The following is a 19,970-nucleotide window of genomic DNA, read 5'->3' on the forward strand; positions in this document are numbered from 1 at the left end:
GGTGTAATGCCGCTTGCAAAAGGCAGGCTCGCAGGTTAAAATTATCGAATCATGACATCTGATATAAAAAATGACATTGTCTTTTACCGTATGAACGGCATCACAGGCACACTCCGCAGCTGTGCAGCGGACACACTGGTTATCGAGCCGGAGGGAGCCGCCGCCAAAGCAAGCGTGTTTTTTATACACGGGCTTGCTGAGAACTGCTGCCGGCATATACAATTCGCGGTAGAGCTCGCGAAAAACGGGTATCAAGCTGTATTGTTCGATCTGCCCGGCCACGGCTGGGACAGCGGAGACGCCCGTGACCTGCTATGGCTGGCGCAGGGCTGCATCGCTGTTGATGAGCCGCAGGATCTGGCGGTTTTCCTCAAGATTTACGCGGCGCAGTACCGCGCCGCGGCAGAGTCAGTAATGCGGCAGAACTATCAGAAACTCAAGCGGCTGAGCATGGAGGATAACCTTCAGTTTGTCCGCAATATCATTGAGTCTCACCGGCAGGGCGGCGCAGATCAGCCGTATTTTATCGCCGGCCACAGCATGGGAGGGCTGCTCGCGGCAGAGACCGCACGTCGGATAGCAATTCAGGGCGACGATGCTTTGAAGGGGGTTCTCCTGCTTAGCCCGGCGATTCGGGCTGTAAACCCGCCGCACAGTTCCGGCTTCACCAGGTTTATTGAAAATGCCGCGTGGAAAATGAAGCCGTGCCGCGGCATGTGCCGGTTTCTAACCGTGCTGACCAGACTTTCACGTGTAAAAATGGATATCCGCTGGTCTTTCAGTCATTTAAGCGATCTGGAGTTTGAGCCCGATGTTCAGGCGGCAGACCCTCTGCTGCGTAAAGACCTGCCGGCGGCGTATCTATTGGCAATATATGAATTGATGCAGGATTTTCGAAAATACTCGGATTCTTATCCAAGGGATATCGCACTCTTCGCGGCACTCGACGATAAACTTGTCAATGGGCAGGAGGCGGCTGACTTCGGCAAAAAAGTCCAGAAAAATCGCGGCGAAAAAGTGAACATGGTTTTTCAATATCCAGATTTCTGGCCGCATGAACTGCTTCGTTCGTCAAAAAAGGCTGAAATAACGTCTCATGTTCTTGATTTTCTGCGTCAGCATTGTAATGCATAAACAGCCGCAGACCGGTAATCAGATTTTTTTATATTATTAGTCACTGTAAGATAAGAAGTTAAAAAAAACATGCAAAATTTTTCACCAAAAATAATAAATATATTGACTGAGTAACGCTATGTGAGTATTATGTGTTATATTAACATAAAGGAAAATACTATGGACACAGCAAAAATGCAGATATATCAGTTGAAGGCCCAGATTATTCAGGCCGCGGCGCATCCTATCAGGCTGGCTGTCATTGAATACCTTGCCGACGGGGAGCAGTGCGTATGTGATATCGTGGACTATGTCGGCGCTCAAAGGTCCAACGTGTCAAGGCATTTATCTGTCATGCTCCGTGCCGGCGTTTTAGACTGCCGTAAAGATGGGCTCAAAATGATGTATTCGCTCAAGACACCGTGTATTGTCAAGTTCCTCAGCTGCGTAGAGCAGGCATTGAAAGAGCGGATTGAAGGGCAGGCTGCTATTTTGAGTAAAATGGAATAATTTTTTTAAAGATATATGTGAGTATATGATTGTATAGTATTGCAGTCAAAAAACTGAAATTCATTTTTTGGGAGAAACACAACTAATGAACTGGAAAAATGAGTGGAAAAAGTTAGCGGCTATTGCTGCGGTTTTTCTGGCATGTTTTTATCTGCCGGTGGGCATCAAAAGATTTGATAATGCAATTATGGAATCGCTGCACCTGGTCAAATGGTACGCACAGGAGCATGTTCTGTTGTGCCTGATTCCGGCGTTTTTTATAGCCGGAGCGATTTCCGTGTTTGTCAGCCAGGCATCCGTGATGAAATATCTCGGTGCCAAGGCGAATAAAATCCTCGCCTACGGCGTGGCTTCGGTTTCAGGGACAATACTGGCTGTCTGCTCCTGCACAATCCTGCCGCTTTTTGCCGGCATATACCGCATGGGCGCCGGCCTGGGACCGGCTACGGCGTTTTTGTATTCAGGCCCTGCTATAAATGTACTTGCAATTATCCTCACCGCCCGGATTCTGGGTTTAGAGCTGGGTATCGCCCGTGCCGTCGGTGCGGTCCTGTTCAGTGTTGTTATCGGGCTTATCATGCATTTTATATACCGCAAAGAAGAGTTAGACAAAGCCAACGGCCAGATGGCTATGCCCGAGCCGGAGGTTAGCCGGCCGCTGTGGAAAAACGCGGTGTTTTTTGCCGTCATGATTGGCGTTCTCGTATTTGCTAACTGGGGAGCTCCCAATGATTTCTATTTTGAAACCGCTGAAGGCAATACGTTCAGAGCCGCAGTCATGCAGGCTCCCCAGCACGGCAGCGAAGAAGGTTTTTATGTTGTCAAGATTGCCGGCGGCGACAAAGCCGGTCAACAGGCAGAGATTCCCGTTGCGGATATAGTAAGCAAAGAAGCTGTACCGGGATTCTGGACGAGCATCTGGGAAAGTAAGTGGATAATCACATCAGTTTTCGCGATAGCTCTGGCTTTGGTTCTTGTGCTGTGGTTTTCAATACCCTTGTGGAAAGTGCTTACAGCCGCAGTACCTGCCGCGGTTCTTGCCTTTGCTTTGCCGATAGATGGGATGATGGTTATGATACCGTTCACCGCGGCGGTAATCGGCCTCTCCTGGGCAACGAGCACAACAAAAGGCGAAGCAGAGGAGTGGTTCAGCTCAACCTGGACTTTCGCCAAACAGATTCTGCCTTTGCTGTTTTTCGGCGTGATTATCGCCGGCGCTCTGCTGGGCAGGCCGGGGAATGAAGGCCTGATCCCGTCGCAGTGGGTGGCACGTGCAGTCGGCGGCAATTCCCTGTGGGCGAATCTGTTTGCTTCGGTAGCCGGAGCGTTTATGTATTTCGCGACATTAACTGAAGTTCCCATTCTGCAGGGCCTTATAGGTGCAGGAATGGGCAAGGGCCCTGCGCTTGCGCTGCTGCTGGCGGGGCCGGCGCTTAGTTTGCCTAATATGCTTGTGATACGCTCGGTGATGGGCACGCAAAAGACAGTTGTTTTCGTGCTGCTGGTTATTGTCATGGCGACAATTTCAGGGGTTTTCTTCGGAGCCTTTTTCTAATTAGTGAAACTCGAAAATACTCAAAATCGGAATTTAACAAAATTAACCAACATAACTACAGGAGATTCTTAAATGATAAAGATACAGATACTTGGAACCGGATGCCCAAAATGCAAAAAATTAGCCGAAAACGCGGAGGCCGCCGCCAAAGAAGCCGGCATAGAATATGAAATCGAAAAGGTTACCCAGATAAACGATATAATGAAGATGGGTGTAATGATAACTCCCGCACTGGTTATTGACGGCGAAGTCAAAACCTCCGGCAAAGTCGCACCGCCGGATGATATAAAAGCAATGCTTGTCTGATATTAAACCCCAATGCTGAGGAATTACCATGAATAACACGAAAAAAGCAGTAATTGTAATCGCCCTGATCGCTGCTGCTGCTGTAGTTATAGCACTGAAGAAGGGGCCGGATAAACCCGCTGCCGAAGATGCGGGCAATACAAATAGTTCTGAAACTGAAACCGTTTCTGAATCAAATATCACCGCAGAGACTCCTGTGCAGAATTTGCCCAGAATGGTTGATTTAGGTGCAGACAAGTGCATTCCATGCAAAATGATGAAGCCGATACTCGATGAGCTGAAACAGGATTACAAGCAGCAGTTTGAGGTGATATTTATCGATGTCTGGAAAAACCCAGACGAGTCCAAAAAATATAACATAAACCTTATTCCTACCCAGATTTTTTATTCTGCCGCCGGCGAAGAGCTGTTCAGGCATGAAGGCTTCTACTCCAAAGAGGATATTCTTGCTAAATGGAAAGAATTAGGCATTGATATTGCGGTTAATATCGCCAGTGAAAGCAATTAAAGTCATACAAGGTTTAATGCAATGCAGGAGATTTTCACACAATTAACACAGGCGGTAGAGGGCGCGTGGTATCTTGCTGTTGCCGCGTCATTTATCTGGGGCATTCTGAGCATAATCCTGAGCCCGTGCCACCTTGCCAGTATTCCCCTGATCATAGGTTTTATTGACGGGCAGGGCAGGATTTCTACCAAACGGGCATTCTGGATATCAACCGTGTTTTCTGTCGGTATCCTGATAACAATCGGCCTGATTGGCGCTGTTACCGCTGCCGCCGGCCGGATGATGGGTGATGTCGGCAGATACGGCAATTATTTTGTGGCAGTGATATTCTTTGTGGTCGGGCTGCATTTGCTTGATGTGATACCAAATCCCTTTTCCGGCCCCGGACAGGTGGGTATGAAGCGTAAAGGGATGCTTGCCGCGTTTATACTCGGGCTGATTTTCGGCGTAGCCCTCGGGCCGTGTACTTTCGCGTATATGGCGCCGATGCTGGCTATCGCTTTCAGGGAAGCCTCGGAGAGCATGATGTACGGGGTTTTGCTGATACTGGCTTATGGAATCGGCCATTGTGGAGTAATCGTTTTTGCCGGCACCTTTACAGAGGTTGTTCAGCGGTATATGAACTGGAACGAAAAGTCAAAAGGCGCTGTAATCTTAAAGAAAATCTGCGGACTGCTGGTTATACTCGGCGGCCTTTGGATGATATATACTGCTCCGTAAAAGATTTTATTTTGATTAGTGAGGTGATTATGGACAGAAGAAATTTTTTAACACAAACTATTGTTGCCGGCAGTGCCGCGGCTTTTGGCTCAGCTGTACCGGCAGAAACCGGATCTTTTGAAAAAACCAGGATAATCGGCATCAGCTGCAGCCCGCGGAGAGGCAAGACCACTGCCGCGGCGGTTCAGACAGCCCTGGACGCGGCAAAGGAAGTTGACAGCCGCATAGAGGTGCAGTTAATTGATCTGGGCGGCTTTAACATTTCCGGCTGGGTCGGAGGGGCAAAACCCGATTCTCCCCAAATTGTCGGTGATGACTTTGAAGTTGAAGTAGAGCCTTATCTTATGGCTCCAAATCTGGGCGGATTGATAATCGGTTCTCCGGTTTACTTTCGCAGTATGAGTGCCTTGTGTAAGTCCTTTTTAGAGCGTCTTTACGTGATGCGCACCCCGACAATGCGGCTGGCGGATAAGCCTGTCGGCGCATTGGCTGTCGGCTCGTTCAGGAACGGCGGACAGGAGCTGGTTATTGAGCAGATTACCACCGCCATGTGCTGTTATGAGCCGTTTATTGTCGGCGGCAAGCCTAGCGCTCACCAGGGAGCAACCCTGTGGAACAACTACAATGATGACATAACAAAAGACGAATTCGGCCTAAACACAGCAAAACTCTTAGGTGTCCGTGTTGCCGAAGCGGCACTAAGAACACAAAAGATAAATTGATGTAAGAGGACCCAACAGAATGAAATCAAAAGTGGAAATAGATGCCGGCGTTTGCGGTTTTTGTACAACCGTTTGCGCCCAAAGTGACAATGGGCAGAATGTTACATTTGAGATAGAATCCGGCTGCCAAAAGATAGAAGAATTCAGCAGAGTTTTGCAGGAAAAAAGCCCGATTGACGCTTATGCGGAAATGAGCCCGGGACAGGACGGCGTTATACTTTCGGCGGCTGATACCGCTGTCAGCGGCTGCTGCAAGGGCTGTATTGTTCCTTTGGGCCTTTTTAAGGCGATGCAGGTTGCTGCGGGGCTGGCTCTGCCTAAAGACGTAACTTTAAAAATCGTAAAGGAAGATTGATTATGGCTGAAAAATTAAAAGTATTGTTTCTCTGTACCGGTAATTCCTGCCGCAGCCAGATGGCAGAGGGCTGGGCAAGGCATTTGAAGGGCGAGGCCATAGAGTCTTACTCTGCCGGCGTTGAAACCCACGGGCTAAATCCAAACGCAGTCAAGGTAATGGCAGAGGCGGGTGTAGATATTTCCGGCCATAAGTCAAAACATCTCGATGATTTAAAAGATGTGAGATTCGATTATGTTGTGACAGTCTGTGATAATGCCCACGAAAGCTGCCCGTTGTTTCCAGGGAGAACAAAAATTGTTCATGTCGGTTTTGATGACCCGCCGCGGCTGGCAAAAGAAGCCAAAACAGAGCAGCAGGCCTTAGACTCTTACCGGCGGGTTCGTGATGAGATAAAAAAGTTTATCGAAAAATTACCAGAGAATTTAAATAAGTGAGGATCTGAAAAATGGATGAAAAAGTCAAAGAACTAATAGCAATTGGAGCCGCAGTTGCCTGCAACTGCCACCCGTGTGTAAAATTCCACACAGACAAGGCTCGAAAAATGAATATAGATCAGGAGCTTGTAAAACAGGCTCTTGATGTGGGAAAAATGGTTCGCAAAGGCGCAGCGGGCCAGATGGATGAATTGCTCGAAAAGGAAATAATTTAGAGGGATATAACATGTCTGAAACGGCAGCAGAATTGAAAACTAAAAGGCTGAATGTTTTTGAAAGGTACCTTACTATATGGGTCGGGATTTGCATAATTGCCGGCATAGCCTTAGGCAAAATCGCCCCCGGTGCGGCGGAGTCACTTGATAAAATGGCAATATACGTCAATGGGGCGCCTGTCGTATCGATTCCAATTGCAATTGCTCTGTTCTTTATGATGTACCCGATAATGGTGAAAATAGATTTTGCCGAAGTTGTCAAAGCCGGCAAAAGTCCCAAGCCCGTTCTGCTGACGCTGATAGTCAACTGGGGCATAAAACCGTTCACAATGTTTGCTATCGCGACTTTCTTTTTAGGATATGTATTCAAGGGTTTTATTCCCGGAACAGAAATCATCAAGGACGGCACAGAGGTAGAGCTGTTCCGCTCTTATATCTCCGGTGCAATCCTGCTGGGAATCGCTCCGTGCACGGCAATGGTGTTGATGTGGGGTTATCTGGCAAAAGGCAATCAGGGCCATACCCTGGTGATGGTCGCTATAAACTCATTGACAATGCTTGTCCTTTACGGCGTTCTTGGCGGCTGGCTGCTTGGAATAAACGAGATGCCCGTACCGTGGCAGGCTCTTCTGCTCTCAATCGGCATTTATGTGGCTTTGCCGCTGATTGCAGGCTATTTTTCGCGTAAGTGGATTATTGGTGCCAAAGGGCGGCAGTGGTTCGAAGATAAATTCCTGCATATTCTTACGCCAGTTTCTATAATTGCTCTGCTTGGAACACTGGTGCTGCTGTTTTCGTTCAAGGGCGAGACAATTTTAAACAACCCCCTTACAATCCTCTGGATCGCAATACCTTTGTTTATTCAGACTATTTTGATTTTTGCCATAACCTATGCTTTGGCAAAGGCTTTGAAGTTTTCATACGAGGATGCCGCGCCGACGGCGATGATAGGTGCCAGCAACCATTTTGAAGTGGCGATAGCCACCGCAACTATGCTTTTTGGCCTTTCTTCAGGAGCCGCGCTGGCGACAGTGGTAGGCGTATTGATAGAGGTTCCGGTGATGCTCTGGCTTGTGAAGATATGCCTGAAAACCCGAAAATGGTTTTCCGTGTAAAATATTTTAGTCCTTAATCGGCAGTGTCTTAGGCTGCACTGTACGATAATTTTAGTGAATGAACAATGGATGACAAACCGCAGAATGAACCTGTGAATCAACCTTAAAACCGGTTTTTAATATGACCGGTCAGTTTTGAAATAAATCTTCGTCGGACACTTGCTTTATTTTCATAATAATGTACGATTTAAGTTGTTAGTAGCATAACAGTTTAAGTTTCATTTAAAATTGCGAATTTGTAATCAGCGTCATGGCTGATAATCGTAAATGAAGACTAATCGCAGTTACTGGAGACATTTTTATGTTAAAAGCTGGTATTGTAGGTTTTGGGTTCATGGGGCAAATGCATTATCGTTGTCTTCGAAATCTTGAAGGAGTGCAGGTTGCCGCCGTATGTGACTCAAATCCTGATATAGACAAAATTGCTGGATCGGTCAAGGGTAATATCGAGGGCAACCAGGGGGCCGTCGATTTTTCAGAATTCGAACTTTTTCAGGATTTTGACACTATGCTTGAAAAAGCGGATCTTGACATCATTTCAATAACCCTCCCGACTTATCTACACAAGGCGTTTACCGTAAAAGCCTTAGAGCATGGCATTAACGTTTTTTGTGAAAAACCAATGGCATTGGACGTTGATGAGTGCAGTGAAATGATTTCCGCGGCACGAAAAAGCGGTAAAGAACTGATGGTAGGCCACTGTATCAGGTTTTGGCCTGAATACGTCAAGGCCAAAGAAATAATTGACAGCGGCAAATACGGCAAAGTCATTTCAGCTGTATTTCAGCGGCTCGGCTCGCCGCCAAACTGGGGAGACAGCTGGTTTAAAAATGAAAAACAGAGCGGCGGCATGGCATTGGATTTGCACATTCACGATACTGACTACATTCAGTATCTCTTTGGTTTGCCCAAAAGCGTTTTGAGCTCATCTGCCGCAAACAGCAACGGTCTAATGACTTATATTTCCACCCGGTACGAGTATGAAGACGGCAAGCTGGTAATTGCCGACGGGAGCTGGGCAATGACGGCCTCGTTTGGGTTCCAGATGAGTTTTAATATTGCCATGGAAACGGCTGTTTTAGTTTTCGACTGCACCCGTGACCCTGCGTTGAGGTTATGTCCCGCCGACGGTGAGGCTTACTCTCCGGAGGTTGCAGAGGGTGACGGATATTCCAGAGAGCTTAAATATTTTATTGATAAAGTAAACGGCAAGCCGACAGAGGACATCATCACGGACGAGCAGTCGGCCAGGTCGGTTCAAATCATCAAAGCCGAGCTTGAATCTGCAAAAACCGCAAACAAAGTAATCATTAAATGAAAGGATATAGCATGAATAACACGAAAATGAATATTGGCGTCTGCAACTGGTCGCTTCAGATGGACATATCCGGTGCAGCATCTTTTATGAAAGAAGCCGGCATAAATCATGTTCATCTCGCTGTGGGGCCTGCTCTGGGAGATGACGGCAGTTCATACCTGTCCGCAGCAAAGAAGCAGGATTGGAAAATCAGCTCTACAATGATAAATTTTCCACAGGAAGATTATTCAACTTTGGACACCATTAAGGAGACCGGAGGGATAACACCAGATGGCTGCTGGGATGTGAATAAAGACAGATTTATTCGTGCCGCTGAAATAACTAAAGACCTTAATGTAAGCTATATCTCCATGCATGCGGGGTTTATCGACCACAATGACTCTGCCAAATACAGAGTAATGTGTAATCGCGTAACCGAATTGGCAGATATCGCGGCTGATAATGGAACAATATTGCTTCTTGAGACAGGCCAGGAAACTGCCCAGGAGCTCAAGGATTTCATGGATGAGATTAAACACCCCTCAACAGGTGTCAACATTGATCCGGCTAACATGATACTGTACGCAAAGGGCGATCCCGTTGAGGGCGTAAAAATCCTTGACCAATGGATACGTCACGTGCATATCAAAGACGCTGTCCGGGCCAAGACCCCCGGCCAGTGGGGCACAGAAGTTCCCTGGGGGCAGGGCCAGGTGGAAACAGTGGAGTTTCTTAAGGCTTTAAGTGCGATTGGCTATGAAGGCACGCTTGCCGTTGAGAGAGAAGGCGGCGAAGATAGATGCGGTGATGTGAAACTGGCTGTAAACAGACTGAAACAATATTTATGAGATTAGAAGGAATTGTCCCATGCAAAGCAAAGTAAAAGCACAATTGTCGGCAATGATGTTTCTTGAATTCTTTATCTGGGGGGCATGGTATGTCACCATGTGGAAATATCTGACTGCTGTTAATTTTGACAATATAATAGGCCTGGCCTACAGTACAACCGGAATCGCGGCGATAATAAGCCCGCTGTTCATCGGTATGATTGCAGACAGGTTTTTTGCAACTGAGAAAGTTTTGGCCATACTGCATATTGCCGGCGCTGTTTTGATGTTTGCGGTCTCAGAAATTAGCAATTCAACTGTATTTTTCTGGGTTCTTCTTGGGTATGCTGTTTGCTATATGCCTACGCTTGCCCTTACGAACTCAATTTCATTATGCCAGATGTCTGATCCGGAGAAAGAATTTCCGCCGATCAGGGTTCTCGGCACGATTGGCTGGATCATAGCAGGTTTGATAATCGGGTTTATGCCCGAATCAATCAGCGGACTTTCTACCATAGAAAACACATCTATTCCGATGAAAATTGCCGCGGGGGCTTCTTTGATTATGGGTTTTTACTGTTTAACACTGCCCCATACCCCTCCGCCGTCTGCGGGCAAAAAAGTCTCTGTTAGAGACGTTCTCGGGCTTGACGCTCTGAAAATGCTCAGAGATCCCCAGTTTGCCATTTTTCTAATATGTTCATTTCTGATATGCATTCCCTTGGCATTCTATTATCAATCCGCCAATGGTTTCCTTGGCGAAGTTGGTGTTGAAAATGCCGCAGGCAAGATGACTCTTGGACAGGCTTCAGAGTTCTTCTTCATGTTAGTCATGCCGTTTTTCTTCGTACGGCTCGGTGTCAAGAAGATGCTGCTGGTCGGTATGCTGGCCTGGGTTGCCAGGTATCTCATGTTCGCATTCGGCAACAGCGGAAGCCTCGTGTTTATGCTCTACATCGGTATCATGCTTCACGGTATATGTTATGACTTCTTCTTTGTTACCGGACAGATTTATGTTGATAAAAAGGCCCCCAAAGAAATCCGCTCAAGTGCTCAGGGTTTCCTGGCGTTGATTACGCTTGGCCTTGGTATGATTATCGGAAGCCTGATAAACGGCAAAGTTACGAGATATTATGAGACGGCCGGCGATATAGGGCACAACTGGAAGATGATATGGCTGATTCCCTGTATAATGGCAGGTGTTGTGGCCATTCTCTTTGGAATATTGTTTAAGGATGAGATTTCGGCAAAAAGAGTCCAAAATCAGCCCACGGGAGCAGCTAATGAATTCAAATAATATTACAAGGCGAACCTTTACCAAATCAGTTTTAGCAGGCGTATCAGCTTTTACAATAGTTCCCAGGCATGTTCTCGGCGGCAAAGGCTACATTGCTCCGAGCGAACAGCTGACCAGAGCCGTAATCGGCGTTGGCGGCATGGGACAGGCGCATCTGGTTTACCCCGGAGCAAAACTGCTCGCGGTATGCGATGTTGACAGAAACCGTTTACAATCAACACTTGCAAAGGTTGACAAAGACGTCAAAGGCTATACCGATTACCGTGAGGTTCTTGCCCGGCCGGATATTGACATTGTTCATATTCCAACCCCGCCTCACTGGCACGAAAGTATATCAATAGCCGCGGCCAGATCCGGCAAAGATATATGGTGTGAAAAACCTATGACCCGCACAATCGGTGAAGGGCGCAGAGTGGTGGACGCTGTCCAGCGAAACTCACGTATTTTCAGAGTTAACACATGGTTCCGTTTTGGAAGCCGTTTTTACGGAATGAAAACGCCTGTGGCTCCCATAAAAAAACTTGTGGACAGCGGTCTGCTCGGCTGGCCTTTGAAAGTCACAATCAGTGAAACTACTGGTTTTACCTGGAAGTTTCAGTGGAGCGGTCTTACGCATCTGCCGCCTCAGCCTGTTCCTTCGGAGCTGGATTACGACATGTGGCTCGGACCCGCTCCATACAAGCCGTATCACCGTCACAGAACCCACGGCACATTCCGTGGTTATTGGGATTATGACGGCGGCGGACTTGGTGACATGGGCCAGCACTATCTCGATCCGGTGCAGTATATTCTGGGTAAGGACGACACGAGCCCTGTTTATGTTGAGGCCGACACTCCCGTTCAGCATCCTGACGCGGTAGGGCCGTGGCGAAGGATATATATGCGGTATCAGGACGGCTGCGAGATAATTCTTGACGGAGAAAACGTGGATAAGGACGCGGCATTTTTAGAAGGGCCCAACGGCAAACTGTATCCCGGCTTTAAATCGGATATTCCGGATCTCGAAAATAAGCTGGCGGCTTTCCCCGACCCCAGAGAGCAGATTACAGATTTCTCGCAATCGGTTAGAGAACGCAAAAAATTTGCTTTAAACGAAGCAAACGCTTTTCGTTCCTGTACGCTTGTAAATCTGGCAAAGATAGCGTTAATAACCAGAAGGCCTTTGCGGTTTGATTCGGTAAATCTCCGGTTTATTGATGATCAGCAGGCCGACCGCTTGATTGATCCGCCCGGGCGTGCCAAGTGGAGCGTTTAAGAATTACATAAGATTTGAGGATAAAATGATAGAAATTAAAAGGTTTCTCAGCGTTTTCGTACTGGCTTTCTCTTTTTTTGCAGTTTCATCTGCCGCAGCAGTACAAGTAGAAAATATTATTGAACAGATGCCTGCACCAGATGCAAAGACTGAGAGGATGCTTTGCCAAGAGCTCGTAGAAGGCGGCCCGAAAACAGTCTTGCAGCTCTGTGGTCTTGTCGAGGCACCGGGCGAAATTGACGACTCAAAGGCACGTTACACTATTGCCGGACTTACTTCGTACGTAAACCGTCCACAGGCTGCCCCCGCCCAGCGAAAAATGTATGCAAGTGTTCTTCTGAGGTCTCTTAATGCGACTGATAACAAGGAAGTAAAGGCCTTTTTTATCAGCCAGCTCCAATACGTTGGAGATGATGGCAGCGTTGTTGATTTGGCCAGATACCTTGGTGATGAAAGGCTTAGCGAAGATGCCGCGATGGCGTTGACGGCAATAGGAACTCCAGCCGCCGAAAAAGCTCTGCTTAACGCTTTGGAGACGTCACCCGACGCGGCGGCAGCGCCGGTCATACAGGCTCTTGGAAAACTTCACAGCAAGGCTGCCGTCAGCCTGATTACGAAACATGCACAAAGTGGAAATGAGCTTGTAAGCAGAGTTGCGGCACGGGCTTTAGCTGAGATTGGCGATGAATCGTCTATTCCGTTAATTAAGAAGAGGCTCGAGACGGGTAACCTTTACGCTCAATCACAGGCACTGGCAGATTATACTCTTCTCGCTCGAAGGCTCGCTCAAAACGGTAATAACGCCGGCAGCGTCCAAATATGCGAAAATATAATCAATGGTGAATATGATCCGAATCATAAAGCATCGGCCTTGAGTCTTCTGGTTGAGATATCAGGCAGTGATTCGCTTGATTATCTTGTAGATGCGGTTCAGAGTGAGAATTATCAGTTTCAATCGGCGGCTCTTGATTTAGCGGTAAAGCTGAAAAGTAAAGACGCCGGTAATCGCTGGCTCAATCTTCTCGAACAAGCCTCGTCGCAGCTTCAGGTGAAAATTATTGAAATGCTGGGCAGAAGGGGAGGTAAGGATGTCTTAACTGATTTACGCGGCTTCACTTCCGCCGGCGATAAGGCCGTGCGAAAGGCAGCTTTGCAATCAGTAGCTGATATCTCTCCTGAGACAGCCGCAGCTGATATCGTTAACGTTATTAAACAAGGCTCCCCTGACGATATTGAGTATGCTTTTGAACTGCTGCTTCAGTCGCCCTCGGAAACAGCTGTTTCGCGGGTCAGCGCGGTTTTAGGTGAATCTTCAAACGCAGGCAAGGCGGCTTTTTTGGATTTTCTTGCCAGAAGGCGGGCTTACGGTGAGAAAGACAATATCTATCAATATGTATCCTCAGAAGATGAAAAGGTCTGCATCGCTGCAATTAAGGCTCTTGCCTATGTCGGCGGAGAGAATGAACTTGAAAAACTGATTGACGTTATGCTGACGGACGATTCTGCTCAGAAATGCTCTGAAGCGTCACGCACTATAATCAAACTTTCAAATGAGATAGAAGACGCAGATAAGAGAGCGGAACCGTTGTTAGAGGCAATGAACGATACGGGAGACAGCCAGAAAGCCCAGATACTGGCGATATTGCCATCAATAGGCGGAAAGGCAGCCCTGGCTGCGGTTGTCAGCTGTTTAGACAGTCCGGATAAAAAACTGCGGGAATCGGCTGTTAGAAGCCTTGCAAAATGGAACGGGACTGAAGCTGCCGATCCACTGTATAAAGTGGCATCTGAGGCGCAGGATTTGTCAGAGCATCTTATAGCTGTATCTGCTTATATCAATCTGATAGACCGCTCTGATATGAAGCCGTCAGACAAACTGGCGCATTATGTGAAGGCTGAATCTGTCACCGAACATACAGCTGTCAGGAAAAATATCCTTTCTAAAGTCTCCAAGGTCGGCACAGTTGACGCTCTGCGTTTTGCTGTAAAAAGACTTAATGACAGCGAACTAATCAACGAAGCAACCGCTGCTGTCACGTCGATAGCCCTGCCGGGCAGCGAAAAGGATAAAGGTTTGATCCAGCCGGGAGTTGGTAAACTTCTTCTGGAGGCCTACCCCGGAATTTCAGATGAAAAAGTCCGCCACAGCATTGATGCTCATGTAAAAGCGATAGCAAAAGCCGGTGTTTCTGAGAGTGCAGGGGACAAGTCTGACCCGCCGGCAGGTTTTGTTGAGCTTTTCAACGGCAAAGACTTAACCGGCTGGAAAGGCCTGCTTGCCAGACCGTATGACAATCCGGCGAAACGTTCGGAACTCAATAGCGATGAGCACGCTTCTCATCAGGCATCCGCCGATGATTTAATGCGTAAGCACTGGCATGTTGTTGACGGAATGCTCTATTTCGACGGCGGCGGCCACAGTCTTGCTACAGCCCGGGATTACGGCGACTTTGAAATGCTTGTTGACTGGAAACTTCTTCACGATAACGGCGACAGCGGCATTTACCTGCGAGGTTCTCCTCAGGTTCAGATATGGGATCCGGCTTATCATGAGAATATTGGTTCAGGCGGCCTGTATAATAATCAGAAAAACCCGAGTAAGCCGCTTGTAACGGCAGATAACCCGATTGGGCAGTGGAACAGGTTTCGCATTAAGATGATTGGGGAGAAGGTAACTGTCCATTTAAACGGACAGCTGGTTGTAGATAATGTTACACTTGAAAATTACTGGGACCGGAGCCGGCCGATATTTGAATCTGAACAGATTGAACTGCAATGCCACGGTAACCCTGTATGTTTCAAGAACATATACATACGTGAGCTGCCGCGTGAGGATGAATTTGTGCCGCTGTTCAACGGCCGCGATCTTGCCGGTTGGACGGGCGATACGCAGGGCTATGCGGTCGAAAACGGCAACATTATATGCAAACCCGGCGGAGTTCTATATACAGAGAAACAGTATTCTGATTTTGTCCTCAAATTTGAGTTTAAGTTGACTCCCGGTGCCAATAACGGCCTTGGCATCCGTACGCCAATGAATGTAAATGCCGCGTACCATGGAATGGAACTTCAAATTATAGACAACTTTGCCGAAAAATATAACAATCTGAAACCCTGGCAGTACCACGGTTCGATTTATGGTGTTGCGGCCGCAGATTATAACGGCGAGCCGACAAAAACCTCTATTCTAAATCAGCCCGGTGAGTGGAACAGACAGATTGTTACCGCTGACGGGGACAATATAAAGGTTGTTTTAAACGGTGAAACTATTGTCGATGCTGATCTTGGCAAGATAGACTTAGAGAAGACTGCTGACGGCAGGGAACACCCGGGTTTGAATAATAAATCAGGCCATATTGCTTTTCTCGGTCATGGGTCAGTGGTCGAGTTTCGCGACATCTTAATTAAGGAATTAAATATCAAAGGACATAACATGACAGAAGATAAGGATTCCAAAAAACAGAGGGCAGTTGAGGCGGCCATAAACGGTCTTGATTTTCTGGTGCGGCATCAGATAACCAATCACCGAAGTGCTGATCACGGCAGGTTTGTGAACGTGTATGACACATTAAAGAATGAAGCTGTATCATATACCACAAACTGGACAACCGGAGTCTCAACAGAAGTGATGCTTATCGGCCACAAACTGACCGGCGATCAAAAGTACCTGGACGCGGCAGAAAGGGCGGTAAAATACATCGCCAGCCTCCAGTATCTCGCCCCGGGGAGAATGCGCGGCGTTATCCGTGAATCAACCCCGCAGACCCAGGCAGCGCATCCCCGCGATGCCTTGACGGCAGCGTGGGCAATGCTCGATTATTCGCAGTATGCCTCCGATGAAAAATATCTCGAGAAGTCTCTCTTATATGCAGACTGGTTTATAAATGTCGGCCTTGAAAAGGGATATCCGTACTGGACAGTTCGTTTAGACGATGAGCCGTGGCTGCCTCAATGGTTTGGTTCTTTTCAGAGCGGCGGGGCGTTTTACTTTTTCAGGCTTTTTGACGTAACCGGCCGTGAAGAATATAAACAGGCCGGCTTGCAGATAATGGATTTCTACAATAAGTATCATCTAAGTGAGACAGGCGATGTTACTATTGTAGTGGATATAGAAACCCGAAAACAGCTTAAAGGGCATATCGAGGCTCCCCAGTATAGTCCGTTAGGCTGGGAGGTTATGCACGAATATAATGACGATTTCGGTGCTTTGGCAAATCTCGCCGCCTACAGGCAAACCCGTAATCAGGATTACTTGAATAACGCAGAGCGTTTTCTTAAGAAAATGATTTCATCACAGAGAGAAGACGGCGGCTTTGGGCCCAAAGATTATTCTGTCCCCAGTGCGGGCGGTTCAGTGCTGCTCGAACTCATGGCGGCCAGGGAGCTCGGGCTCACAGTGGGCTCATCTGACAATCTTGACAGGGCCCTCGATTATATCCTGGATCTTCAGATAACAGACCCTCAAAGTCCGGCCCGCGGCGCATTTAGAGGCTTTGACCACAACTATCAGATCAGCGGTTTCGCCAATACCCGTACGGCAACTTACGCCATTATGGGATTATTAAGATACGCCGGCGCGGCAGACCCGTTCTACTTCTTCGATTCAGAAAACATGAAAGAATAATAGATGCACGGCTGCCTCATTCGCTGATTAGCTCTGAGACAGGTTTCATTTATGAATTTCAAGATTAGATTTTGGTCTTGGCAAATACTGCTGTTACCGCCCCGCGCGGACAACGTTGCATAGATGTACTCAGATGTGCGCGAATGTGCCCGGATGTACGCGAATTTACCGGGTCTATTTAATGCAGACCTTTTGTTTTAAGGGGTTTATGTTGTATAGTTGTTTATCCGATTTTGCCGCGTCTGCTTTCAAGCTCAGCCCTGATTTCGTACGCCCGCTCTTCTGTAATCGGGTAGCTGTAAATAATGTATAGAGCTATAGCTGATGTTATCAGGGGGATTCCTACATCAAAAATTCTCAACTGGAGAAGTGTCTCAGGGGTTTGTTGTGCGAGAGCTTCGTCAAAGCCTGAAACCTTTAGAAGTATGCCGGTTAGCAGGCCGGCCAGAGCCATTCCGACCTTGACCATCCACCAGTAAATCGCTCCAAAGACACCCTCGCGTCTTTCATGGGTCGTAAGCTCGTCATAGTCGCAGACATCCGATATCATCGAGCCCATCAGAGTAAACAGCGAGCCGGTTCCAAAAGCGACAAATGGTGCCGCGGCCAGCAGCAGGTAGGGCATATCTGGGTTGTAGCCAAACCATTTAAGAGCATAACCTGCCAATGACAGGGAAATTGTGAGCAGGAATGTATTGCGTTTGCCCAAGCGGGTGGCAATCCAGCCTGTCAGCGGGATAACGCCGAGTGTGGCTATGGACGTTAGCATCCCGAACCAGCCGTTAAGTTTTCCGGCGAGATAATTATTGCCGTTAAAAAGATAATATATCATTATATACAGCGAAAAGGAGATACCGAGCTGAAAACCGTTAAAGACCAGAAACGTCGAAGCACAAAGTTTTACGAACGGTTTGCACTTAAAAGTAACCGTAATCCCGCTGATAAATTCTTTTGTGTTTTTGAGCACACCTTCGCTCTGCTTTTTGGGAGCATCGAACCGGCGTTCTCTGCAAAGAATTGCCGGCATAATACCCAGTACCGCCACTACCGCACCGACCCAGATTGCCAGCGTCCTTGCGCCGTGAACCGTATCTCTGAACAGGTTCTCATTTGACATAAGCATATAAAACCACGGCACGCCAATCCAGGCCAGCTGGCCGACAGTGTTTGCGAAAGCATGAAGCCGGGTTCTTTCGTGGTAGTCCGCCGTCATCTCGTAACCAAATGCCACAAAGGGGGTTGCGTAAATAGTGTACGCCAGAAAAAACAGAATCAGTGCGATAAGGAAGCTCCAGAAATAAAACGTTTCGCTGTGGCCCTCCGGCAGCTGCCACATCAGAGCGAAAATAAGCCCCGACAGAATCGCTCCGGCAAAGATATAGGGTCTGCGCCGGCCCCATCTCGAGCGGGTATTGTCAGAGATGTAACCCAGCATCGGGTCACTCAGGGCGTCAAAAATCCGGGGGATAAAGCCGAGGATCCCAACCAGAAACGGATCAATACCCAGGCCGAGATTGAGTATTATCATCATTGCCGGCAGGGCGGCGGCCTGAAGGTTGTTTACGAACATGCCCACTGAATATGCCGATTTCTGCATAAGAGGTATTCGGTCTGCAGCGGGCGTTGTATGGTGTTGTTTCTGGCTCATTGTCACCTCAATTGTTTCAGAGTTAAATTACAAGCGGAAGAACAAAACACGGATTTCGCTCATAGCATCAAACATGATACTTCAAATATAAGTATATAGCAACCGGTTTTTAAGCTAAATATATTTTTTCTGGTGACCCCCTCCGGCAGAATCTGCCCGCAGCGGGTTCATTGTGTAGAAAAAATGCTATGCCGGCGGCGCGGTAGTTTCGTTTACTACAAGCTGTTCGGGCAGCACAATTTTTTCCGGTTTGGTTTGCCGGTGACTGTGAATCTGCTCAACCAGCAGCTTGGCTGCGATTCTGCCCATCTGGGCAGTCTGGAGGTCTATAAAGGTAATTCTGGGGCTCATTACCCGATTGGCGTATGCATCGCAGAAACACATCAGGCTGAAATCTTCCGGGATTGCCAAACCCATTGCATGGGCTGTCTGCATTATGTTCAGGGCGCCCATGTGGCCATAGGCAAGGATTGCGGTTGCTCCGTGTTTGTTTATCGTTTCTTCCAGATACTCCTGCGGCGAATCAACTTCGTAATGGGATCTTATAATCGGCTCAAGGCCGTATTTTTCCAATTCTGAGAGATAGGTATTGTAGCGGTCGGTTAAACTCGGGTGTGTTGTCAGGACGTTCACTTCAAGGCCCAGGCTTTTGTATTCCTGAGTTCCGTTTTGTTCATTGGTTTTTTCTTCTAATTCAGAGCTGCCCGGCGGAATTGGCCCGCTGTAAGCGATTTTTCGGTGCCCGAGCCCGACAAGATGCTCTACCGCCAGTCTGGTGCCGCCAATATCATCGGGAACAACGGCAAAACCTCCTTCGTCACACATCCCGTTGATCATGACGTAGGGGATTCCCATCTGCTTTATCGTATCCATCGTGTGTTGGCTGTATCTGGCAAGTATTGCCGCACCGTCGATTCGCCAGGCGGGCATCTCGCTTTCTCCTTTGAGATGCCTGGACATATCCATCGTAACGTCAAAACCCTCGTTCAGGGAGTCAATCTCGTCTGTAAAGTTATTCAGAATGGTTTGATAGATGTTTCCCAGCTCGGCAAGTGCCGGATTGCCGCCAAAAACATGTATCATTCGTGTGCTTTTCATCGATAGGCTTTTTGCGATCAGGCTGGGCTGATAGTTCAGCCTTTGAGCCACTTCCAGAACTCTCTCGTGCACTTCCTTTTTGACAGAAAAATTATGGCCGAACCTGTTGTTCAGTATTCGGCTAACTGTGGATTTGCTGACCCCTGCCTCTTTGGCAACATCGCTCAAATTGTAAACATTTTTTTTCATTATTTAAAGAGCTCGTGTTTGCTGACACAAACGAACGGTTATGCCTTTTTATTTAGTAAACGATTGCTTAATGTTATTTTACAGGATTAACTCTGATATGATTATACTTATCTGCCGCTGTGAATCAATATTTATATAATCATGAAGTCTTTTTTGGCTGTTTTATCAGTTTTTTGATG

At 47.6% G+C, this 19,970-nt stretch carries 18 protein-coding genes; 16 read left to right on the plus strand and 2 right to left on the minus strand.

Annotated elements, in window-relative coordinates:
• The first annotated feature begins 51 nt into the window (after positions 1-51).
• The 16 genes from SMSP2_RS01695 to SMSP2_RS01770 all read left to right on the plus strand — a co-directional run bounded on the left by SMSP2_RS01695 (position 52) and on the right by SMSP2_RS01770 (position 16,856).
• Positions 52-1,134 (plus strand): alpha/beta fold hydrolase, encoded by a 1,083-nt coding sequence (locus tag SMSP2_RS01695; protein WP_146682302.1) that lies wholly within the window; start codon positions 52-54, stop codon positions 1,132-1,134.
• A gap of 159 nt (positions 1,135-1,293) precedes the next feature.
• Positions 1,294-1,623: an ArsR/SmtB family transcription factor gene (locus SMSP2_RS01700; protein ID WP_186804802.1), complete on the plus strand. Its 330-nt coding sequence runs from the start codon at positions 1,294-1,296 to the stop codon at positions 1,621-1,623.
• Positions 1,624-1,708: 85 nt separating this feature from the next.
• A complete protein-coding gene (locus tag SMSP2_RS01705) occupies positions 1,709-3,178 on the plus strand; it encodes a permease (protein ID WP_146682304.1) in 1,470 nt (489 codons plus the stop codon).
• 72 nt (positions 3,179-3,250) lie between these two features.
• Positions 3,251-3,484, plus strand: a complete 234-nt coding sequence (locus tag SMSP2_RS01710; RefSeq protein ID WP_186804803.1) for a thioredoxin family protein — start codon at positions 3,251-3,253, stop codon at positions 3,482-3,484.
• Positions 3,485-3,512: 28 nt separating this feature from the next.
• Positions 3,513-3,992, plus strand: a complete 480-nt coding sequence (locus SMSP2_RS01715; protein ID WP_146682305.1) for a thioredoxin family protein — start codon at positions 3,513-3,515, stop codon at positions 3,990-3,992.
• Between the two features lie 21 nt (positions 3,993-4,013).
• Positions 4,014-4,712, plus strand: a complete 699-nt coding sequence (locus SMSP2_RS01720; RefSeq protein WP_146682306.1) for a cytochrome c biogenesis CcdA family protein — start codon at positions 4,014-4,016, stop codon at positions 4,710-4,712.
• 29 nt (positions 4,713-4,741) lie between these two features.
• A complete protein-coding gene (locus tag SMSP2_RS01725) occupies positions 4,742-5,434 on the plus strand; it encodes a flavodoxin family protein (RefSeq protein ID WP_146682307.1) in 693 nt (230 codons plus the stop codon).
• Between the two features lie 19 nt (positions 5,435-5,453).
• Positions 5,454-5,789: a DUF6951 family protein gene (locus SMSP2_RS01730; protein WP_146682308.1), complete on the plus strand. Its 336-nt coding sequence runs from the start codon at positions 5,454-5,456 to the stop codon at positions 5,787-5,789.
• A gap of 2 nt (positions 5,790-5,791) precedes the next feature.
• Positions 5,792-6,226: an arsenate reductase ArsC gene (locus SMSP2_RS01735; protein ID WP_146682309.1), complete on the plus strand. Its 435-nt coding sequence runs from the start codon at positions 5,792-5,794 to the stop codon at positions 6,224-6,226.
• Between the two features lie 11 nt (positions 6,227-6,237).
• A complete protein-coding gene (locus SMSP2_RS01740; RefSeq protein ID WP_146682310.1) occupies positions 6,238-6,441 on the plus strand; it encodes a carboxymuconolactone decarboxylase family protein in 204 nt (67 codons plus the stop codon).
• An 11-nt stretch (positions 6,442-6,452) separates the two neighbouring features.
• Positions 6,453-7,556 carry an ACR3 family arsenite efflux transporter gene (arsB, locus tag SMSP2_RS01745; RefSeq protein ID WP_146682311.1) on the plus strand — a complete coding sequence of 368 codons (1,104 nt, stop codon included), beginning with the start codon at positions 6,453-6,455 and terminating at the stop codon, positions 7,554-7,556.
• A 301-nt stretch (positions 7,557-7,857) separates the two neighbouring features.
• Positions 7,858-8,874: a Gfo/Idh/MocA family protein gene (locus SMSP2_RS01750; RefSeq protein WP_146682312.1), complete on the plus strand. Its 1,017-nt coding sequence runs from the start codon at positions 7,858-7,860 to the stop codon at positions 8,872-8,874.
• An 11-nt stretch (positions 8,875-8,885) separates the two neighbouring features.
• Positions 8,886-9,701: a sugar phosphate isomerase/epimerase family protein gene (locus tag SMSP2_RS01755; protein WP_222566385.1), complete on the plus strand. Its 816-nt coding sequence runs from the start codon at positions 8,886-8,888 to the stop codon at positions 9,699-9,701.
• 19 nt (positions 9,702-9,720) lie between these two features.
• Complete coding sequence (locus SMSP2_RS01760; RefSeq protein WP_146682313.1) at positions 9,721-10,977, plus strand: nucleoside permease; 1,257 nt, start codon at positions 9,721-9,723, stop codon at positions 10,975-10,977.
• Positions 10,964-12,232, plus strand: a complete 1,269-nt coding sequence (locus tag SMSP2_RS01765; protein ID WP_146682314.1) for a Gfo/Idh/MocA family oxidoreductase — start codon at positions 10,964-10,966, stop codon at positions 12,230-12,232. The genes SMSP2_RS01760 and SMSP2_RS01765 overlap by 14 nt, the downstream gene beginning before the upstream one ends.
• A gap of 25 nt (positions 12,233-12,257) precedes the next feature.
• On the plus strand, positions 12,258-16,856 hold the full coding sequence (locus tag SMSP2_RS01770) for a 3-keto-alpha-glucoside-1,2-lyase-like domain-containing protein (protein WP_146682315.1): 4,599 nt from the start codon (positions 12,258-12,260) through the stop codon (positions 16,854-16,856).
• A gap of 223 nt (positions 16,857-17,079) precedes the next feature.
• On the opposite strand, the gene SMSP2_RS01775 is transcribed toward SMSP2_RS01770, so the two are convergent.
• The gene (locus SMSP2_RS01775; protein WP_146682316.1) at positions 17,080-18,504 is read right to left on the minus strand and encodes an MFS transporter; all 1,425 of its coding nucleotides are present in this window, start codon (positions 18,502-18,504) and stop codon (positions 17,080-17,082) included.
• Between the two features lie 186 nt (positions 18,505-18,690).
• On the minus strand, positions 18,691-19,791 hold the full coding sequence (locus SMSP2_RS01780) for a LacI family DNA-binding transcriptional regulator (RefSeq protein WP_146682317.1): 1,101 nt from the start codon (positions 19,789-19,791) through the stop codon (positions 18,691-18,693).
• Between the last annotated feature and the right edge of the window lie 179 nt (positions 19,792-19,970).

Source organism: Limihaloglobus sulfuriphilus (assembly GCF_001999965.1).
GTDB lineage: Bacteria > Planctomycetota > Phycisphaerae > Sedimentisphaerales > Sedimentisphaeraceae > Limihaloglobus > Limihaloglobus sulfuriphilus.

Coding starts and splice junctions, on each gene's coding strand:
- SMSP2_RS01760 (WP_146682313.1), top strand. CDS start 9,721: ATGCAAAGCAAAGTAAAAGCACAATTGTCGGCAATGATGTTTCTTGAA.
- SMSP2_RS01780 (WP_146682317.1), bottom strand. CDS start 19,791: ATGAAAAAAAATGTTTACAATTTGAGCGATGTTGCCAAAGAGGCAGGG.
- SMSP2_RS01765 (WP_146682314.1), top strand. CDS start 10,964: ATGAATTCAAATAATATTACAAGGCGAACCTTTACCAAATCAGTTTTA.
- SMSP2_RS01715 (WP_146682305.1), top strand. CDS start 3,513: ATGAATAACACGAAAAAAGCAGTAATTGTAATCGCCCTGATCGCTGCT.
- SMSP2_RS01750 (WP_146682312.1), top strand. CDS start 7,858: ATGTTAAAAGCTGGTATTGTAGGTTTTGGGTTCATGGGGCAAATGCAT.
- SMSP2_RS01725 (WP_146682307.1), top strand. CDS start 4,742: ATGGACAGAAGAAATTTTTTAACACAAACTATTGTTGCCGGCAGTGCC.
- SMSP2_RS01770 (WP_146682315.1), top strand. CDS start 12,258: ATGATAGAAATTAAAAGGTTTCTCAGCGTTTTCGTACTGGCTTTCTCT.
- SMSP2_RS01740 (WP_146682310.1), top strand. CDS start 6,238: ATGGATGAAAAAGTCAAAGAACTAATAGCAATTGGAGCCGCAGTTGCC.
- SMSP2_RS01710 (WP_186804803.1), top strand. CDS start 3,251: ATGATAAAGATACAGATACTTGGAACCGGATGCCCAAAATGCAAAAAA.
- SMSP2_RS01730 (WP_146682308.1), top strand. CDS start 5,454: ATGAAATCAAAAGTGGAAATAGATGCCGGCGTTTGCGGTTTTTGTACA.
- SMSP2_RS01775 (WP_146682316.1), bottom strand. CDS start 18,504: ATGAGCCAGAAACAACACCATACAACGCCCGCTGCAGACCGAATACCT.
- SMSP2_RS01705 (WP_146682304.1), top strand. CDS start 1,709: ATGAACTGGAAAAATGAGTGGAAAAAGTTAGCGGCTATTGCTGCGGTT.
- arsB (WP_146682311.1), top strand. CDS start 6,453: ATGTCTGAAACGGCAGCAGAATTGAAAACTAAAAGGCTGAATGTTTTT.
- SMSP2_RS01755 (WP_222566385.1), top strand. CDS start 8,886: ATGAATAACACGAAAATGAATATTGGCGTCTGCAACTGGTCGCTTCAG.
- SMSP2_RS01720 (WP_146682306.1), top strand. CDS start 4,014: ATGCAGGAGATTTTCACACAATTAACACAGGCGGTAGAGGGCGCGTGG.
- SMSP2_RS01695 (WP_146682302.1), top strand. CDS start 52: ATGACATCTGATATAAAAAATGACATTGTCTTTTACCGTATGAACGGC.
- SMSP2_RS01700 (WP_186804802.1), top strand. CDS start 1,294: ATGGACACAGCAAAAATGCAGATATATCAGTTGAAGGCCCAGATTATT.
- SMSP2_RS01735 (WP_146682309.1), top strand. CDS start 5,792: ATGGCTGAAAAATTAAAAGTATTGTTTCTCTGTACCGGTAATTCCTGC.